The following is a 14156-nucleotide window of genomic DNA, read 5'->3' as shown; positions in this document are numbered from 1 at the left end:
CGCAGCGCGCGTCAGCCGCAAGTCCCGATGCAGGATCCGCAGCTGCCCTCCACGCGGGAAAGGCCAGTGGCACGTCGCGGCGCCGACAACAATGCCTCCGAGGCGCCGGGGGTGCGCGGATTTCGCGACATCACGGCCGATGCCGACGATCTCGGCCGCGCCGCGGCGCAGGCGAGCCGTGCGGCGCGAAAAACCTATGCCAACGTGCCGTCGCCGTCGCCCGAGTTCGACCGGCTTGAGCCGGTCATGGAAGATCGCGGCTTCGATTCCGAGGCGCCCTATTCGTATGACGAATCGGTCGCGGAAGCGGAGCGCTACGCCCCGCCGCAGCAACCTGCCCAACCGCGTCCACGTGTGGCGCCGGAGCGGAGCGGCGAGCCGAAGCGGGGGACGGTATTTCCGTTCAAGAGCGCAATCGCCGTTGGCATCGTTCTGATTCTCGTTGGCGCGGCGATCCTGTGGGGCAAGTCGGTCGTGAATACGGTGAGCGGATTGTTCAAACCCTCGCAAACCGTTGTCGAGGCTCCCAAGGATACGAGCACGCCCGGGATCAAACCGAAGATTCCTGACCGCGTGGGACAGCCGTCATCGAGCGATCAAGTGGCGCCGGTAGCGCAGCGGGTCGTGCTGTATGACGAGGATCCCTCCGATCCCAAGGGTAAACAATATGTCGGTTCCGTGATCTGGCGAACCGAGCAGATCAAGGCCTCCGGCAACCAGAAGGCCGATCTTGCCGTGCGCGCTGACATCGAGATTCCCGATCGCAAGTTCAAGATGACGATGTCGTTCCGCCGCAACACCGATACGTCGCTGCCGGCGAGCCACACTGCGGAGCTGACGTTTGTTTTGCCGCCGGATTTCTCGGGCGGCGGCGTCAGCAACGTGCCGGGCATCCTGATGAAATCAAACGAGCAGGCGCGCGGAACGCCGCTGGCGGGCCTCGCCGTCAAGGTCACCGATGGCTTCTTCCTGGTGGGCCTGTCGAACGTCGATGCCGACCGCTCGCGTAACCTGCAGCTGCTGAAGGAACGCTCGTGGTTCGACGTGCCGCTGGTTTATGTCAACCAGCGCCGCGCCATCATCGCCATCGAGAAGGGCGCTCCCGGCGAACGGGCCTTCAACGACGCATTCGCCGCCTGGGGCGAATAGGGACTAGTGGTTCGATTCTAACATTCGCATCCCTTCTCAGCGACCACTTTTGCGAACGTTAGAATCAAAGGACCACTGGCAAATATAGGTTTTCCAGTGGAGTTTTGGATCTGACATTCGCTAGGCGAATCTGCGGCTACGGGGCAGAGAATGTCAAATCCACTCCACCGGGCAGCGTGGGGTAGCAAGATGAAGCGGTATTTGATTTTTGCCGCGTTAGTGCCGCTGCTCGGCGGTTTCCTGCTCCTTCTGGCGACCACCGTGACGTCCGGCTACTGGAGCCACCCACCGAGCATGTCGGAAGCCGGCAAGCTCGTCATCGTGTTCGTCAGAACATTGCAGTATTCCTACCTGTTCGGCATTTTGCCGGCGCTGATGCTTGGCGCCGTGGACGACATTATTCTCCACGTCAAACGGATCGGTCCGGTGGTGCGGCTCCTGATCGTCGGTTTGATCGGCGCTGCGGTGTCCGAACTGCTCTACGGGTCGCGCGGTTCGGACAGCGGCGTGCTGCAATTCGTTCTGTACGGCCTGGTCGGATTCGTTCCCGGAACGGTGTCCTCGGGGGTCGCCCACTATTTTGTCAACCGCCCGGCAACCGCGTGAGCGGGGCGCGCCGCGCCCTCGGTAAGGCACTTGCGCCGGTCTCGTGCGTTACCATCTGAGCAGTGCCGCCCATTTGAAGTTCCTGCGCCACAAGCGGCGAATTCCGTCCAGGAACTTCAAATGGGAAGCGGCACTAGAATTAGAAAGTTTGCTAGTGCCCTGACTTTCCGAAGTTCGTGAAAGTGGATGCTGAGGCCTAGGACGAACTTCGGAAAACGGGCACCAGCCATGGCAAACGAAGAGATCATTTCTCCCGGTGATGCGCGCTTCACGGCCTCCCGGCGTGGAGGGTTTGGTGCAAGGCGCCCGCAAGGCCCGGTGATCGACCAGGATGGTCGAGAGATTCCGCAAAACTCGCCGCTGGAGGGATTCGGGCGCCTTCATTTCGATTTCGCCCGTTCCGGCGCCAATCCCTTCGGCGACCTTACCCGCGAGCAGCGCCTGGCGCGGTTTGAAATGCTGGCAAAGCTCCTCGACGTCGCCTTCATCTTGCCGGGAACCAAGATCCGTTACGGCGTCGACGGCATTATCCGGCTGATCCCCGTGGTCGGCGATATCGTGGCGACCGCGTTCTCGCTCTGGCTCGTGCGCGAGGCCCGTGCGCTCGGCGCGCCATGGCATGTCACCGCGCGGATGCTCGGCAACGTCGCGGTCGATGGCGTCGTAGGACTGGTGCCGCTCGCCGGCGATGCATTCGATGTGCTGTTTCGCGCCAATATGCGAAACGTGCGGTTGTTGCGCCGCTGGCTGGACAAGCAGCCGCGTTAGCCGCGCTGCTCGTCCATTCGGTCAGTTGAGTTGAAGGGCGGTCAGGCCGCCTTTTCGTCCGTCTTGGCGTCGGCGGGCGCCGGCTCGGCCGGGCGCGGGCGGCGCGGGAGCGGGAAATCCTGGCTTTCATACAGCGAGCGAATGCCAACCTGGTCGAAGCGGGCCTCGTCGACCTGAAGGTAGGCGCCGTTCAGCGAATCCGCCGGCAATTCCTCGATCGCGAAACGCACCGCTTCGGCCGCGGTGCCAAATCGCCGGTAGGCAAAGCCTGCCCGCTTCTTCTTGCGGATAGCGGCGGGAAACAACTCGGCAGCGGTGTTGAAGCTGAAGGAAGCCATGGTCACGGACCTCTGTTCTTTTTAGTGAGAACGCGAAAGACATCGCGAACAGATCGCACGGGCGCGAAAATCAAGCGGCGCCGATACACGTCATTTCATTTTGGACAGTCCTTAATATAAGCCTCTCCACAGGAATTGCGACTCCTGCCGAACGTGATGATGAATACAAAAGTCGAACACCCTCATAGGTAAAAAATCATGTAATTCCAGTGTGTTACAAGAATTACAGCTTGCCGAGCAGCAGCAAGACCAGCAGCACCACCAAAACCACACCGCCGAGCCCCATTCCGGAATGGCCGTAACCGTAACCGTAGCCGCCGATCCGGCCGCTCCAGCCGCCGAGCAGATAAAGAACCACGAGAATGATGAGGATCGTTCCAAGCGTCATGGCGCTCCTCCCAACTGGCCGGTCAGCGGATCAACCCCGCCAAACCGGGCCGAAGAAGCACAGCATACCCCGCTTTTCGGTTCCAGGTAAGGGAACCGAACGAGTGAAAGGTTTCGTTCTGAGGCTATTTCGGCTGGAGTTTCAGCGCTGCCGAATTGATGCAGTAGCGCAATCCGGTCGGCGCCGGGCCGTCCTCGAACACGTGGCCGAGATGGCCGTTGCAGCTCGAGCAAAGCACCTCGGTCCGAATCATGCCGTGGGTGACGTCGCGCTCCTCGTCGACATGGCTCTCGGTTGCCGGCCGGTTGAAACTCGGCCAGCCGCAGCCGGAATCGAACTTGGCATCGGACTCAAACAGCGTTTGCCCGCAGCCGGCACAGACATAGGTACCTGGCCGATGGTCATGCTCGTATTCGCCGGAGAATGGCCGTTCGGTCGCCTTCTCCCGTAACACGGCATACTGCATCGGCGTCAGTTCCTTGCGCCACTCGGCCTCGCTCTTTTCGACTTTCGGCGTCGTCTTGGCGTCAGACATGAAATCAAGACTCCTAGTTAGTGACCTTGATGCTGCTCACCAAAGTCGGCTTTTCAATATAATTCTCAGCGAAGTTCTTCTTCAGGTTTTCGACCTTCGGAATGTCATTGTAGGCAATATAGGGTTGGTTGGGGTGCAGCGTCAGGTAGTCCTGATGATAGGCCTCGGCCACGAAAAACCCTTCCAGGGGCCCGACCTTGGTGACGATCGGCTTCCTGTAGACCTTGGCGGCGTTGAGCTGAGCGATATACGCATCCGCGACCTTCTTCTGCTCGTCGGAGGTGGTGAAGATCGCCGAGCGATACTGGGTGCCGGTGTCCGGTCCCTGGCGGTTCAACTGCGTCGGGTCATGCGCCACGGAAAAGAAGATCTGCAAGATCTTGCCATAGCTGATCTTCTTCGGGTCGAACTTGACCTCAACCGATTCCGCATGTCCGGTCGTGCCGGTGGAAACCATCTGATAATCGGCGGTCGTCTTGTTGCCGCCGGAATAGCCAGACACGGCGTTGACGACGCCGGCGGTATGCTGGAACACGCCCTGCACGCCCCAGAAACAGCCGCCGGCCAGTACCACGGTCTGGATGCCGTTGGCGTTCTGAATATCGGCCGCGGGTGGCGGAATGATTACGGCATCTTCGGCGGCGAGCGACGGCGCGAATTTGATGGCGGAAATCGCCAGCAATCCGATGGCTGCGGCATACGTCGAAAGACGGCTGATTGAACGGCGGGTCATGGAGGCTTCCTCTCGATTTCCAGTCGGCTCGGCGGAATGAGGTTTGCGCCAAGTTTAGGTTGGCCGCGGCGCTACGCAATCGGCCTTCTGCTCGTCCTGACCGAGATACGGAGCAAAACCCCGTCCGTTACCGGCTTCGGCACACGAGTTCGTGAGTAAATGCTTGTTCCCACGCCTATTTGCCCGAAAGCCGGCAGGAGCGGAAGGGTTCAGACCACCACGCTCAGCCGTTTCGCCGCCCGCGTCACGCCGGTATAGAGCCAGCGAGCGCGGCTTTCCTGAAAGGCGAAGCTTTCGTCGAACAGAACCACGTCATCCCATTGCGATCCTTGCGACTTGTGCACGGTGAGCACGTAGCCGTAGTCGAATTCGTCATAGGGTTTGCGCTGTTCCCACGGGATCGCCTCGATCCCGCCTTCGAAACAATCGCAGCGCACGGAAACCTTCGTCACCTTGTGGCTGAACTCCTCGTCGGGCGCGAGCCGCATGCTGGCGATGCGCGACTTCGATCGCGAGGCGCTGCGTGACTTCACGCGCCACAGGCCGCCGTTGAACAACCCCTTCTTGCGGTTGTTGCGCAGACAAACCAGCTTGTCGCCGGCGACCGGCAAGGGATCCTCGATATTCTGCTTCTGCCGCATCCGCATGTTGTAGGCGCGGCGGGTGTTGTTGCGTCCGACCAGCACCTGATCGGCTTGCATGACGCGCTCGGGATCGAGTTCGCCGCGCGATATCACTTCGCTTTCGCCATGACGTCCGATCTCGAGTTCGCGGCCCTCGCGGATATCCATCGACATGCGAACGATCGGATCGTCCTGCGCCTGGCGGTGTACCTCGGTCAGCATCGCATCGGGTTCGACGTCGGTGAAGAAGCCGCCGCCCTGGATCGGCGGCAATTGTGCGGGGTCGCCGAGCACCAGCAGCGGACAATCGAACGACATCAAATCGCGGCCCATCTCGGCATCGACCATCGAACATTCGTCGATGATGATCAGCTTGGCCTTCGAGGCCGGCGCATCGTCCCAAAGCTCAAAGCTCGGCTGCTCGACACCGGATTCCCGTGCGCGGTAGATCAGCGAATGAATGGTGGAAGCGTTGTCGCAACCCTTGTTGCGCATCACGAGCGCCGCCTTGCCGGTGAAGGCCGCGAATTTCACCTCGCCTTCGACATCCTCGGCGATGTGACGCGCCAGTGTGGTCTTTCCGGTGCCGGCATAGCCGAACAGGCGAAATACCGGCGGCGTGCCGCTGCGGCCGGGCTTGGCCTTGAGCCAGTCGGCAACGGCCTTCAGCGCAGAATCCTGATGCGGGGTAAAGGTGGTCATCGTGTCTCGGTGGGGAGAGCGCCGATTCGAGAGCGCGTAGCTGAAGCTAACCATTCATGCCGCTGACGCAAGCAGCTTCCAGCTCACGGAATGCCCTGCGGCTGGACTAAGGTTTTGCCAAGAATACACTGTTGTAAAAGATAAAAATGGTTTGCGGGAGAGGCGTCATGAAGTTCGGCATCTTCTATGAGCTGCAATTGCCGCGCCCGTGGCAGGCTGGCGATGAGCTGAAGCTCTACCAGGATGCGCTGACGCAGCTCGAGACCGCCGACGGGCTTGGCTACGACCACGCCTGGGTGGTCGAGCACCATTTCCTGGAGGAGTATTCGCACTCGCCGTCGCCGGAATCATTTCTGGCTGCCGCCAGCCAGCGCACCCGAAACATCCGGCTTGGCCACGGCATTTTTCAGCTCACGACCAATCACCCCGCGCGCGTTGCCGAGCGCATCGCCGTGCTCGATCTGCTAAGCCGCGGCCGCTGCGAATTCGGCATGGGCGAAAGTGCTTCCATCACCGAACTGACTCCGTTCGGCCGTGACATGGAGACCAAGAAGGAGGTGTTCGAGGAAGCGGTCCGCGCCATCTTCCCGATGTTTCGGGATGGCGGCTCGGAGCATCACGGCAAATATTTCGACATTCCGTTGCGCAACGTGGTGCCGAAGCCCGTGCAGAAGCCGCATCCGCCGCTATGGATGGCCTGCTCGCAACTGCCGACCATCGAACGCGCAGGGCAAAACGGCTTCGGCGCGCTTGGCTTTCAATTCGTCAGCGCGGACGCCGCGCACGCCTGGGTGCACGCTTACTACAACGCCATCACCAAGCGGTTGAAGAAGCTCGCCGACTACGTGATCAATCCCAACATGGCGCTGGTGTCGTTCTTCATGTGCGCCAAAACGGATGAGGAGGCGCGGCTACGTGCCGATGGCGCCACGTTTTTTCAGTTCGCGCTGCGCTTTTACGGCGCCTCGCAGGATCGCCAGCGTCCGCCGCCGGGCGCCGTCAACATGTGGGACGAGTACAACAAATGGAAGCGCGAGAACCCGCAGGCGCAAGAGGCGGCGCTGCGCAGCGGCCTGATCGGATCGCCGGATACCATCCGGAAAAAGTTGCGGCGGTTCCGCACCTCCCACATCGACCAGGTTATTCTGCTCAATCAGGCCGGCAAGAACAGCCACGAGCATATTTGCGAATCCCTCGAACTGTTCGGCCGCGAAGTGATGCCGGAATTCCAGCGCGATCCCGAGCATGACGCCTGGAAGGCTGGCGTGATGGAGGGTTCGATCCAGCTTGAGGAGACCGATACGGCCGCTTTTACCGATCGCTACGGCAAGTTGGCGCTCAATATCGGGACCCCGAAGCCAGCGGCCACGGCGGCGGAATAACCGCAATAGTCAGGCCGGGGCGGCCGGCCGCCGACGGAGAAGATTGATCTATGATTCCTTAGGTCATTGGAAGAAGGGTCGCGTTTCGCGGTAATCCGGCAGGCCGCACATCGCTTTTTTTCCAAGGTCCTCGACAGCCGTCGTTACCGCCCTCATCCTCCAAATGATAGAATGGAGGGCTGTGTCCTTCCGTCCGGATTATTTTGGGGAATCGGAATGTCGGACATCGCAATCAAGGCCTCGGAGCCGTTGACACTCCGGGCGCAGTTGACCGAGGACTGGTTGGCCGTCGTCATCGGCCTGCTGGTGTTTGGAGCGGCGCTGGTCAGCATCAGCGGAATCGATCTCCTGGGCTGGGCCGTCAACACCTCGGTTTACAACGATCTTACGCACGCGCTCAGCCCCTTTGCCAGGGCTTATGCCTGGCTTGGCGGCGGTGGGGCGCTGATTGCGACCTATGTCTCGCTTCTGGTGGTGCTGAGCGCAGGCGTCACGACGCTCGGCGTCGATGTGCGGAAATTCGCGCTCGCATTCACAGCGACCTTTGCGATTGCCTATGCAAGCTGGATCGTCGGCAGCTATGCCCATGTCGCGGCCGTGACGCCGGCCGAGCAGCAGAAATTCGGCATCACCTGGTCGCTCAGGCTCACCAACGAGGGCGGTTACATCATCGCGCTTCTGGCAGGCCTGGTGATCGCCAATTTCTTTCCGCGATTTGCGGAGTGGTTGAAGGAAGCGATCCGGCCTGAACTCTACATCAAGATCGCCATCGTCATTCTCGGCGCCACCGTTGCCGTCACGGCGGCGGGCCGGCTTAATCTCGCATCATCGCTGTTGCTGCGTGGCGCAGCCGCGATCGTCGAGGCCTATCTGATTTACTGGGCCGTGATCTACTACGTCGCGCGCAAATGGTTCGGCTTCAGCCGCGAATGGTCGGTGCCGCTTGCCTCCGGCATTTCGATTTGCGGCGTGGCGGCTTCGATCGCCACCGGCGGCGCGATCCGCGCGCGGCCGGCGGTGCCGATCCTGGTGTCGTCGCTGGTTGTGGTCTTCGCCGTCGTTGAAGTCCTGATCCTGCCCTTCCTGGCCCAGACTTTCCTGTGGCATGAACCCCTGGTGGCGGGCGCCTGGATGGGTCTTGCCATCAAGACCGATGGCGCGGCGGTGGCAGGCGGCGGCATCACCGAGTCGCTGATCATGGCGAAGGCGGCCGCCGAAGGCATCAAATATCAACCGGGCTGGATTCTCGCGACGACGGCGACGGTGAAGATCTTCATCGATATCTTCATCGGCGTCTGGGCCTTCATTCTCGGCTATATCTGGACCAATCATATCGACAAGGGGCCGGATAAGGCCAAGCCAATCGAAATCTGGCAGCGGTTTCCGAAGTTCATTCTCGGCTTTGTCCTTGTGTTCGCCGTATCGCTCTGGCTTGCGATCGGCTCGACGCCGCAGATCGAGAAAGCGCTTCCTGCGGCCGCCGGGGAAGCCAATGTGTTCCGCGTGATCTTCTTTGTGCTTACCTTCTTCTCGATCGGCGTGCTGTCGGATTTCCGCAAGCTGTGGCAGCAGGGCTTTGGCAAGCTCGCCGTGGTCTATTTCGTCAGCCTGTTCGGCTTCGTGATCTGGGTCGGATTGCTGATCTCCTGGCTGTTCTTCAGCGGTTTCAAGCCGCCGCTCGCGACTTAACGGAAGGCTATCGCATGTCATCTGACCTGAGAGACGAGATCTCTGCCCAAAAGGTCGAGCCGCTGCTGCCAATTGAAAAGAAACTGATTGGCACAAGCCTTGGTCTCGGCATTGTGCTCCTGATCATCCTGATCGCCGTTAACCATTTTGTGCCGGTCAAGCTTTGATGGAATCCCGCCGCCCCATGCCGAACAGGCCGGGGGTGGCAAATTGCGGCGCGGGTAAATGCTGGCCTCGCGGCCAGCCTTTTGCTAACCGCTGATGGAGCCAAGCCCGGCCCTCCATTTCGCGTGAACCGTCATGCTCCTTCGTTTTTTGCTGGCTTTATTTGCCGTCGCCGCGGCGGCCGCTGATCCGGCCTTTGCCGAAACCATCAAGGTCGGCGTCACGGCCGGTCCGCACGCCCAGATTTTTGAGGCGGTCAGACCGATCGCCGCCAAGAACGGCCTCGACATCGTGATTGTCGAATTCAAGGACTATGTCACTCCCAACGCGGCGCTCGCGGCAGATGAGCTGCAAGCCAACTCGTTTCAGAACGAGCCTTATCTGGACAACCAGACGGCGGAACGCGGCTACAAGATCGAAGCGGTCGCCCAGACCGTGAATTTTCCGGTCGGCATCTATTCGAAGAAATACAAGAGCTGGGACGCTGTCCCGCAAGGCGCGACCGTGTCGATCCCCAACGATCCGACCAATGGCGGCCGCTTCCTGCTTCTGTTGCAGGACAAGGGTGTGCTGAAGCTCAAGCCGGGGGTCGGCTTCAAGCCCAGGGTTGCCGACATCATCGACAATCCGAAGGGCTTCAAGATTATGGAAGTCGATGCCGCGCAGACGGCGCGGAGCCTGGACGACGTCGATGCCGCCGGCATCAACACCAATTACGCGACGCTGGCGGGGCTTGATCCGGTCAAGGATCCGATCCTGCGCGAGGATCCCAAGGGGCCCTACACCAACATCATCGTCGTGCGCAGCGCCGACAAGGACAAACCATGGGTCAAGACCTTGGTGCAAAGCTACCAGACGCCCGAAATCCGCGAATTCGTTCTGACGAAATTCAAGGGCGCCGTGCTGCCGTCCTGGTAAACGCGGCTGGTGCCCACTTACCGAGGTTCGTGCTCCATCGCAGCACCCGCTTCCACGAACTTCGGAAAGTCATGGGCACTGGCAAAGCTATTGCTTCCAGTGACACTTTTCTATTCGAAGTTCCTGGGTCGAATTCGCCGCTTGTGGTGCATGAACTTCAACTAGGTGGCACCAGCCGATGAAACGCGCGGCTACCTGGGTGCTCTACTTGGTCGGTGGGCTGGCGGTCGCCTATCTGGCGCTCTACGCCTACGTGGCGTTCACCGGGCGCTCGTTTCAGCCCGGCGATCCCATTCACATCTTCCGCAAGCCCGGCTCGGAGTTGGGCTAAAAAAATCGGCGCGAGGAGTGCCTCGCGCCGGCTGATTGAAGGCAGTTCCTGTCCCTTTGTCAGTTCTTACGCGGTTGCCGCGGCGCGGTGCATGTCGCCGGCGCCGGCCGGCGTAATCGGCAGGCCGCCATCGGCATACTCGTTCAGCTTGTTGCGAAGTGTGCGGATCGAAATGCCGAGAATATTGGCGGCATGGGTGCGATTGCCGAGGCAATGTTTCAACGTTTCGAGGATGAGGTCACGCTCGACATCGGCGACGGTGCGTCCGACCAGCGCGCGGGTCACTTGTTCGGCGGCGAAGGTCGCATGCGCTACCGCCGGGACAGCTTTGGGGCCATCGAGGCGATCGCCGTCCGGCGTCAGGATCGCGTCGACGCCGATCTCGTCGCCCTGCGCCATCAGCACCGAGCGATGAATGGTGTTCTCCAGTTCGCGGACGTTGCCCTGCCAGCGGTTGGTGGTCAGCACGCGACGGGCCTCGGCGGAGAGCGGGCGTAGCGGGACGCCGTTGGCGTCGGAATATTTTTTGGCGAAGTGCTGCGCCAGCTCCAGGATGTCGGCCGGGCGCTCACGCAGCGGCGGAATCTTCAGGTTGACGACATTGAGTCGGAACAGGAGGTCTTCGCGGAAGGTCCCGTCGCGCACGGCATCGGACAGGTTGCGGTTTGAGGTTGCGATGATGCGGATGTCGATCGGAACCGGCCGCGTGCCGCCGACCCGATCAATCACGCGCTCCTGGATCGCGCGCAGCAATTTGGATTGCAGCCGCACGTCCATTTCCGAAATTTCGTCGAGCAGCAGCGTGCCGCCGGTCGCTTCCTCGAACTTGCCGATCCGCCGCGCGATAGCGCCGGTGAACGCACCCTTTTCGTGTCCGAAAAGTTCGGACTCCAGCAAGTATTCGGGGATAGCCGCGCAGTTGATTGAGATGAACGGCTTCCTGGCGCGGTTGGAGCGGGTGTGGACATAACGCGCCAGTACTTCCTTGCCGGTGCCGGACTCGCCCGTGATCATGACGGAGGCGTCGGATCCCGCAATCTGCTGGGCGAGCTTGATGACCTTGGCCATCGCGTCGTCGCGATAGATCAGATCGCGTGAATCGTTGGCGACCGCGGCAAGCACGGCGGCGATCAGCTCCGGCTCCGGCGGCAGCGGGATATATTCCTTGGCGCCGGCGTGGATCGCCGCCACCGCCGCGCGGGCGTCATTGGAAATGCCGCAGGCGACGATCGGCACATGGATGTGCTCGGCTTCAAGCCGCATCACCAGATCGCGGATGTCGAGGGATACGTCGACCAGGAGCAGGTCGGCGCCCTTGCCGCCACGCAATACCCGCATCGCCTGTTCGTTGTCTTCCGCGTGGGTGACGGAAGCGCCGTTGTCCATCGCGATCTTGGTGGCCGTTGTGAGCTGCCCCTTCAATGTCCCAACGATAAGAAGCCGCATGGTATTCTCCTGTTCGTCTGTTCGCGCCCTTCAGGCGCGCTTAATCAAAAAATCTCTAGTTGCGTTCCGCCTTGATGATTTCCGTCATCGTGACGCCAAGCTTGTCCTCGACCAGAACCACCTCGCCGCGCGCGACCAGACGGTTGTTGACGTAAATATCGATCGCTTCACCGACGCGGCGATCGAGTTCAAGAACGGTACCGGGCCCGAGCTTGAGCAATTCTCCGACTTCCATCTTGGAGCGGCCGAGCACGGCTGATACCTGCACCGGCACGTCGAACACGGCCTCAAGATCGGCGGCAATGCGGGCGGCATTCTCGTCTTCGTGATAAGCGATGTCGCCCGCGGCCGTCGTGTCGGCGGCATTTAGGTCCGGCAGCGGAACCTGTGTGTCTGTGTCACTCATGGTTCATTCCTCTTGCGGCCGTTCAGGCCTGGCTGCGAGACGCGATATAGCGCCCGACAAGTTCGTTGATCTTGGCTTCGATGGTCGCGCGTTCCCGAACGACGCCACCGTCGGCCCACTCGATTCGGCAGTCGCCACTCTCGATATTCGGCTCGGCCAGGATGACCAGGCGGCCGGCAAACCCGCTTTGCTTCGCCAAGGCTTCGATGCGGGTTTGGGCCGCCTCGTAGAGAGAATCGTTGATCCGGACCACGAGATGCGGCGTCGAAACCAGTTGCGCAAAGCAGTCGCTGACCAATGCGGTGACCTCGCCGAGCGGTTCGCGGTCGATCAGTTCGCTCGTGAGTTTGCGCGCGACCGCAACTGCGACGTCGACGGCTTCGGTTTCCATACGGCTCTCGATTCCGGAGAAGCGGGCGGCAATGCCCTTGATGGCCACGCCGATCGCCTCGAGCGCCAGCGCGGCGCGGCGGTCGCTTTCGACCTTGGCTTCACGCAAGGCTGCATCATAGCCGTCGCGGTAGGCGCGGGCTTCGGCGGCGGCAATCGTCTGGGCGACTTCCGCAGGCGTAGCGGGGCGCTCGCGCCGGTCGGGCGCCGAGAAATCCATGTCGAACAGGAATTTTGCGGGGGCGGCCATCAGTACACCAGCTCGTCGTCGGCGCGGTTCTTGGTCAGCGTGATCTCGCCCTTGGCCGCGAGATCCTTGGCCAGGTTCACCATCAGCGCCTGCGCTTCGTCGACATCTCGCAGCCGCACCGGCCCCATCGCGGCCATGTCGTCGAGCAGCATCTTGCCGGCACGCGACGACATGTTGCCGAGGAAGAAGGCGCGAACCTCTTCATTGGCGCTCTTCAGCGCAATGCCGAGCTTGTCCTTGTCGACGTTGCGCATCAGCGTCTGGGCTGATCCGGAATCCAGCTTGATCAGATCGTCGAAGGTGAACATCAGCGCCTTGATGCGCTCTGCGGATTCCCGGTTGTCTTCTTCGAGCGAGGTAATGAACCGGGTTTCGGTCTGGCGGTCGAAGCTGTTGAAGATCTCGGCCATGACCTCATGCGCATCGCGCCGCCTAGTCTGCGAAAGGTTCGACATGAATTCGACGCGCAGCGTCTGCTCGACCCGTTCGATCACTTCCTTCTGCACCGCCTCCATTTTCAGCATGCGGTTGACGACGTCGAGCGCCATATCCTCGGGCAGGATCGCGAGTACCCGCGCCGAATGCTCGGGCTTGAGCTTGGAGAGCACGACCGCAATGGTCTGCGGATATTCGTTCTTGAGATAGTTGGCGAGCACCTCTTCCTGTACGTTGGAGAGCTTCTCCCACATGTTGCGGCCCGCCGGCCCGCGGATCTCGTCCATGATGCCAACGACGCGCTCCGGCGGCAGATATTGCTGCAACAGCCGTTCGGTGGCGTCGAAATTTCCCATCAGGGCGCCCGACGCCGACATCCGCGACACGAATTCGAGGAGCATGTCCTCGACCACGTCGGCCTCCACTGTGCCGAGCGTCGACATGTGGATCGACAATTCGCGCACTTCGTCGTCGTCGAGCAGCGACCAGACTTTGCCGCCATATTGTTCGCCCAGCGCCAGCATCAGGATGGCCGCGCGCTTCCCGCCCGCAAGCGGCGCGGCCTTGGTGCGATTGCCCTGGCGCGCCGCCAGCGAGGAAATCACGCTGGTGATGTCGTTGGCGTTAACGTTTTGGGGCACGGCCATCTCGGATCACGCGGCGGGTTCGGAGAGCCATTGACGAATGATGGCTGCGGTTTCGTTGGGGTTGCGTTCGGCCAGTTCGCCGACGCGATGAACGGATTGGGCATGGACCTGACCCTGCACCTGGGCCACGTCGATGAGCTGCGCGGTGTTGTTGATGCCGGGGACGAGGTTCTGCCCGCCGCCGGCCGCGGCCGCTTGCGGGCCGCTGCTGTCTGCGATGGCCGGCAACGTTGCTCCCGCGGCCGCAGGAGCTGC

General features: G+C 61.4%; 17 protein-coding genes and 1 pseudogene. 8 read left to right on the top strand and 10 right to left on the bottom strand.

Annotated features, from left to right (window positions below; genetic code table 11):
- From WB528_RS19360 to WB528_RS19350, 3 genes are all read left to right on the top strand, one after another.
- On the top strand, positions 1 to 1149 hold a 1149-nt coding region (locus tag WB528_RS19360), incomplete at its 5' end, for a hypothetical protein (protein WP_423890006.1).
- A gap of 189 nt (positions 1150 to 1338) precedes the next feature.
- Positions 1339 to 1755, top strand: a complete 417-nt coding sequence (locus tag WB528_RS19355) for a DUF5413 family protein (protein ID WP_423890005.1) — start codon at positions 1339 to 1341, stop codon at positions 1753 to 1755.
- Positions 1756 to 1983: 228 nt separating this feature from the next.
- Complete coding sequence (locus WB528_RS19350) at positions 1984 to 2523, top strand: DUF4112 domain-containing protein (protein WP_423890004.1); 540 nt, start codon at positions 1984 to 1986, stop codon at positions 2521 to 2523.
- Between the two features lie 41 nt (positions 2524 to 2564).
- On the opposite strand, the gene WB528_RS19345 is transcribed toward WB528_RS19350, so the two are convergent.
- The 5 genes from WB528_RS19345 to WB528_RS19325 form a co-directional block, all read right to left on the bottom strand.
- Complete coding sequence (locus WB528_RS19345) at positions 2565 to 2861, bottom strand: hypothetical protein (protein ID WP_423890003.1); 297 nt, start codon at positions 2859 to 2861, stop codon at positions 2565 to 2567.
- Between the two features lie 223 nt (positions 2862 to 3084).
- The gene (locus WB528_RS19340) at positions 3085 to 3249 is read right to left on the bottom strand and encodes a DUF3309 family protein (protein ID WP_423890002.1); all 165 of its coding nucleotides are present in this window, start codon (positions 3247 to 3249) and stop codon (positions 3085 to 3087) included.
- A gap of 124 nt (positions 3250 to 3373) precedes the next feature.
- On the bottom strand, positions 3374 to 3784 hold the full coding sequence (gene msrB, locus WB528_RS19335; protein WP_423890001.1) for a peptide-methionine (R)-S-oxide reductase MsrB: 411 nt from the start codon (positions 3782 to 3784) through the stop codon (positions 3374 to 3376).
- A 13-nt stretch (positions 3785 to 3797) separates the two neighbouring features.
- Complete coding sequence (gene msrA, locus WB528_RS19330) at positions 3798 to 4517, bottom strand: peptide-methionine (S)-S-oxide reductase MsrA (RefSeq protein WP_423890000.1); 720 nt, start codon at positions 4515 to 4517, stop codon at positions 3798 to 3800.
- A 209-nt stretch (positions 4518 to 4726) separates the two neighbouring features.
- Complete coding sequence (locus WB528_RS19325) at positions 4727 to 5842, bottom strand: ATP-dependent DNA helicase (RefSeq protein WP_423889999.1); 1116 nt, start codon at positions 5840 to 5842, stop codon at positions 4727 to 4729.
- Positions 5843 to 6009: 167 nt separating this feature from the next.
- Between WB528_RS19325 and WB528_RS19320 the strand changes: the two genes are divergently transcribed.
- The 5 genes from WB528_RS19320 (at position 6010) to WB528_RS19300 (ending at position 10327) form a co-directional block, all read left to right on the top strand.
- Entirely contained in the window at positions 6010 to 7224 is a 1215-nt protein-coding gene (locus WB528_RS19320) for an LLM class flavin-dependent oxidoreductase (RefSeq protein ID WP_423889998.1), read from the top strand.
- A gap of 216 nt (positions 7225 to 7440) precedes the next feature.
- On the top strand, positions 7441 to 8913 hold the full coding sequence (locus WB528_RS19315) for a putative sulfate exporter family transporter (RefSeq protein WP_423889997.1): 1473 nt from the start codon (positions 7441 to 7443) through the stop codon (positions 8911 to 8913).
- A 14-nt stretch (positions 8914 to 8927) separates the two neighbouring features.
- Positions 8928 to 9080 (top strand): hypothetical protein, encoded by a 153-nt coding sequence (locus WB528_RS19310; protein ID WP_423889996.1) that lies wholly within the window; start codon positions 8928 to 8930, stop codon positions 9078 to 9080.
- A gap of 133 nt (positions 9081 to 9213) precedes the next feature.
- Positions 9214 to 9996 carry a MetQ/NlpA family ABC transporter substrate-binding protein gene (locus tag WB528_RS19305; protein WP_423889994.1) on the top strand — a complete coding sequence of 261 codons (783 nt, stop codon included), beginning with the start codon at positions 9214 to 9216 and terminating at the stop codon, positions 9994 to 9996.
- 178 nt (positions 9997 to 10174) lie between these two features.
- Positions 10175 to 10327 carry a hypothetical protein gene (locus WB528_RS19300; RefSeq protein ID WP_423889993.1) on the top strand — a complete coding sequence of 51 codons (153 nt, stop codon included), beginning with the start codon at positions 10175 to 10177 and terminating at the stop codon, positions 10325 to 10327.
- Positions 10328 to 10393: 66 nt separating this feature from the next.
- Here the strand turns inward: WB528_RS19300 and WB528_RS19295 are convergent, their stop codons facing one another.
- From WB528_RS19295 to WB528_RS19275, 5 genes and pseudogenes are all read right to left on the bottom strand, one after another.
- Positions 10394 to 11773, bottom strand: a complete 1380-nt coding sequence (locus tag WB528_RS19295) for a sigma-54 interaction domain-containing protein (protein WP_423889992.1) — start codon at positions 11771 to 11773, stop codon at positions 10394 to 10396.
- 55 nt (positions 11774 to 11828) lie between these two features.
- Entirely contained in the window at positions 11829 to 12179 is a 351-nt protein-coding gene (fliN, locus tag WB528_RS19290) for a flagellar motor switch protein FliN (RefSeq protein ID WP_423889991.1), read from the bottom strand.
- 22 nt (positions 12180 to 12201) lie between these two features.
- Positions 12202 to 12819, bottom strand: a complete 618-nt coding sequence (locus tag WB528_RS19285; RefSeq protein ID WP_423889990.1) for a FliH/SctL family protein — start codon at positions 12817 to 12819, stop codon at positions 12202 to 12204.
- Positions 12819 to 13901: a flagellar motor switch protein FliG gene (gene fliG, locus WB528_RS19280; protein ID WP_423889989.1), complete on the bottom strand. Its 1083-nt coding sequence runs from the start codon at positions 13899 to 13901 to the stop codon at positions 12819 to 12821. The genes WB528_RS19285 and fliG overlap by 1 nt, the downstream gene beginning before the upstream one ends.
- A 6-nt stretch (positions 13902 to 13907) precedes the next feature.
- Positions 13908 to 14156 (bottom strand): annotated as a pseudogene (locus tag WB528_RS19275) (flagellar basal-body MS-ring/collar protein FliF); the annotation flags it as partial.

Source organism: Bradyrhizobium sp. (assembly GCF_049586575.1).
Taxonomy (GTDB): domain Bacteria; phylum Pseudomonadota; class Alphaproteobacteria; order Rhizobiales; family Xanthobacteraceae; genus Bradyrhizobium.
The sequence above is the reverse complement of the archived record's forward strand: the minus strand, read 5'-3'. Positions and strand labels throughout refer to the sequence as shown.

What these genes read in the sequence shown, in the direction of transcription:
- WB528_RS19355 (WP_423890005.1), top strand. Translation starts at nt 1,339, where the DNA reads ATGAAGCGGTATTTGATTTTTGCCGCGTTAGTGCCGCTGCTCGGCGGT.
- WB528_RS19350 (WP_423890004.1), top strand. Translation starts at nt 1,984, where the DNA reads ATGGCAAACGAAGAGATCATTTCTCCCGGTGATGCGCGCTTCACGGCC.
- WB528_RS19345 (WP_423890003.1), bottom strand. Translation starts at nt 2,861, where the DNA reads ATGGCTTCCTTCAGCTTCAACACCGCTGCCGAGTTGTTTCCCGCCGCT.
- WB528_RS19340 (WP_423890002.1), bottom strand. Translation starts at nt 3,249, where the DNA reads ATGACGCTTGGAACGATCCTCATCATTCTCGTGGTTCTTTATCTGCTC.
- msrB (WP_423890001.1), bottom strand. Translation starts at nt 3,784, where the DNA reads ATGTCTGACGCCAAGACGACGCCGAAAGTCGAAAAGAGCGAGGCCGAG.
- msrA (WP_423890000.1), bottom strand. Translation starts at nt 4,517, where the DNA reads ATGACCCGCCGTTCAATCAGCCGTCTTTCGACGTATGCCGCAGCCATC.
- WB528_RS19325 (WP_423889999.1), bottom strand. Translation starts at nt 5,842, where the DNA reads ATGACCACCTTTACCCCGCATCAGGATTCTGCGCTGAAGGCCGTTGCC.
- WB528_RS19320 (WP_423889998.1), top strand. Translation starts at nt 6,010, where the DNA reads ATGAAGTTCGGCATCTTCTATGAGCTGCAATTGCCGCGCCCGTGGCAG.
- WB528_RS19315 (WP_423889997.1), top strand. Translation starts at nt 7,441, where the DNA reads ATGTCGGACATCGCAATCAAGGCCTCGGAGCCGTTGACACTCCGGGCG.
- WB528_RS19310 (WP_423889996.1), top strand. Translation starts at nt 8,928, where the DNA reads ATGTCATCTGACCTGAGAGACGAGATCTCTGCCCAAAAGGTCGAGCCG.
- WB528_RS19305 (WP_423889994.1), top strand. Translation starts at nt 9,214, where the DNA reads ATGCTCCTTCGTTTTTTGCTGGCTTTATTTGCCGTCGCCGCGGCGGCC.
- WB528_RS19300 (WP_423889993.1), top strand. Translation starts at nt 10,175, where the DNA reads ATGAAACGCGCGGCTACCTGGGTGCTCTACTTGGTCGGTGGGCTGGCG.
- WB528_RS19295 (WP_423889992.1), bottom strand. Translation starts at nt 11,773, where the DNA reads ATGCGGCTTCTTATCGTTGGGACATTGAAGGGGCAGCTCACAACGGCC.
- fliN (WP_423889991.1), bottom strand. Translation starts at nt 12,179, where the DNA reads ATGAGTGACACAGACACACAGGTTCCGCTGCCGGACCTAAATGCCGCC.
- WB528_RS19285 (WP_423889990.1), bottom strand. Translation starts at nt 12,819, where the DNA reads ATGGCCGCCCCCGCAAAATTCCTGTTCGACATGGATTTCTCGGCGCCC.
- fliG (WP_423889989.1), bottom strand. Translation starts at nt 13,901, where the DNA reads ATGGCCGTGCCCCAAAACGTTAACGCCAACGACATCACCAGCGTGATT.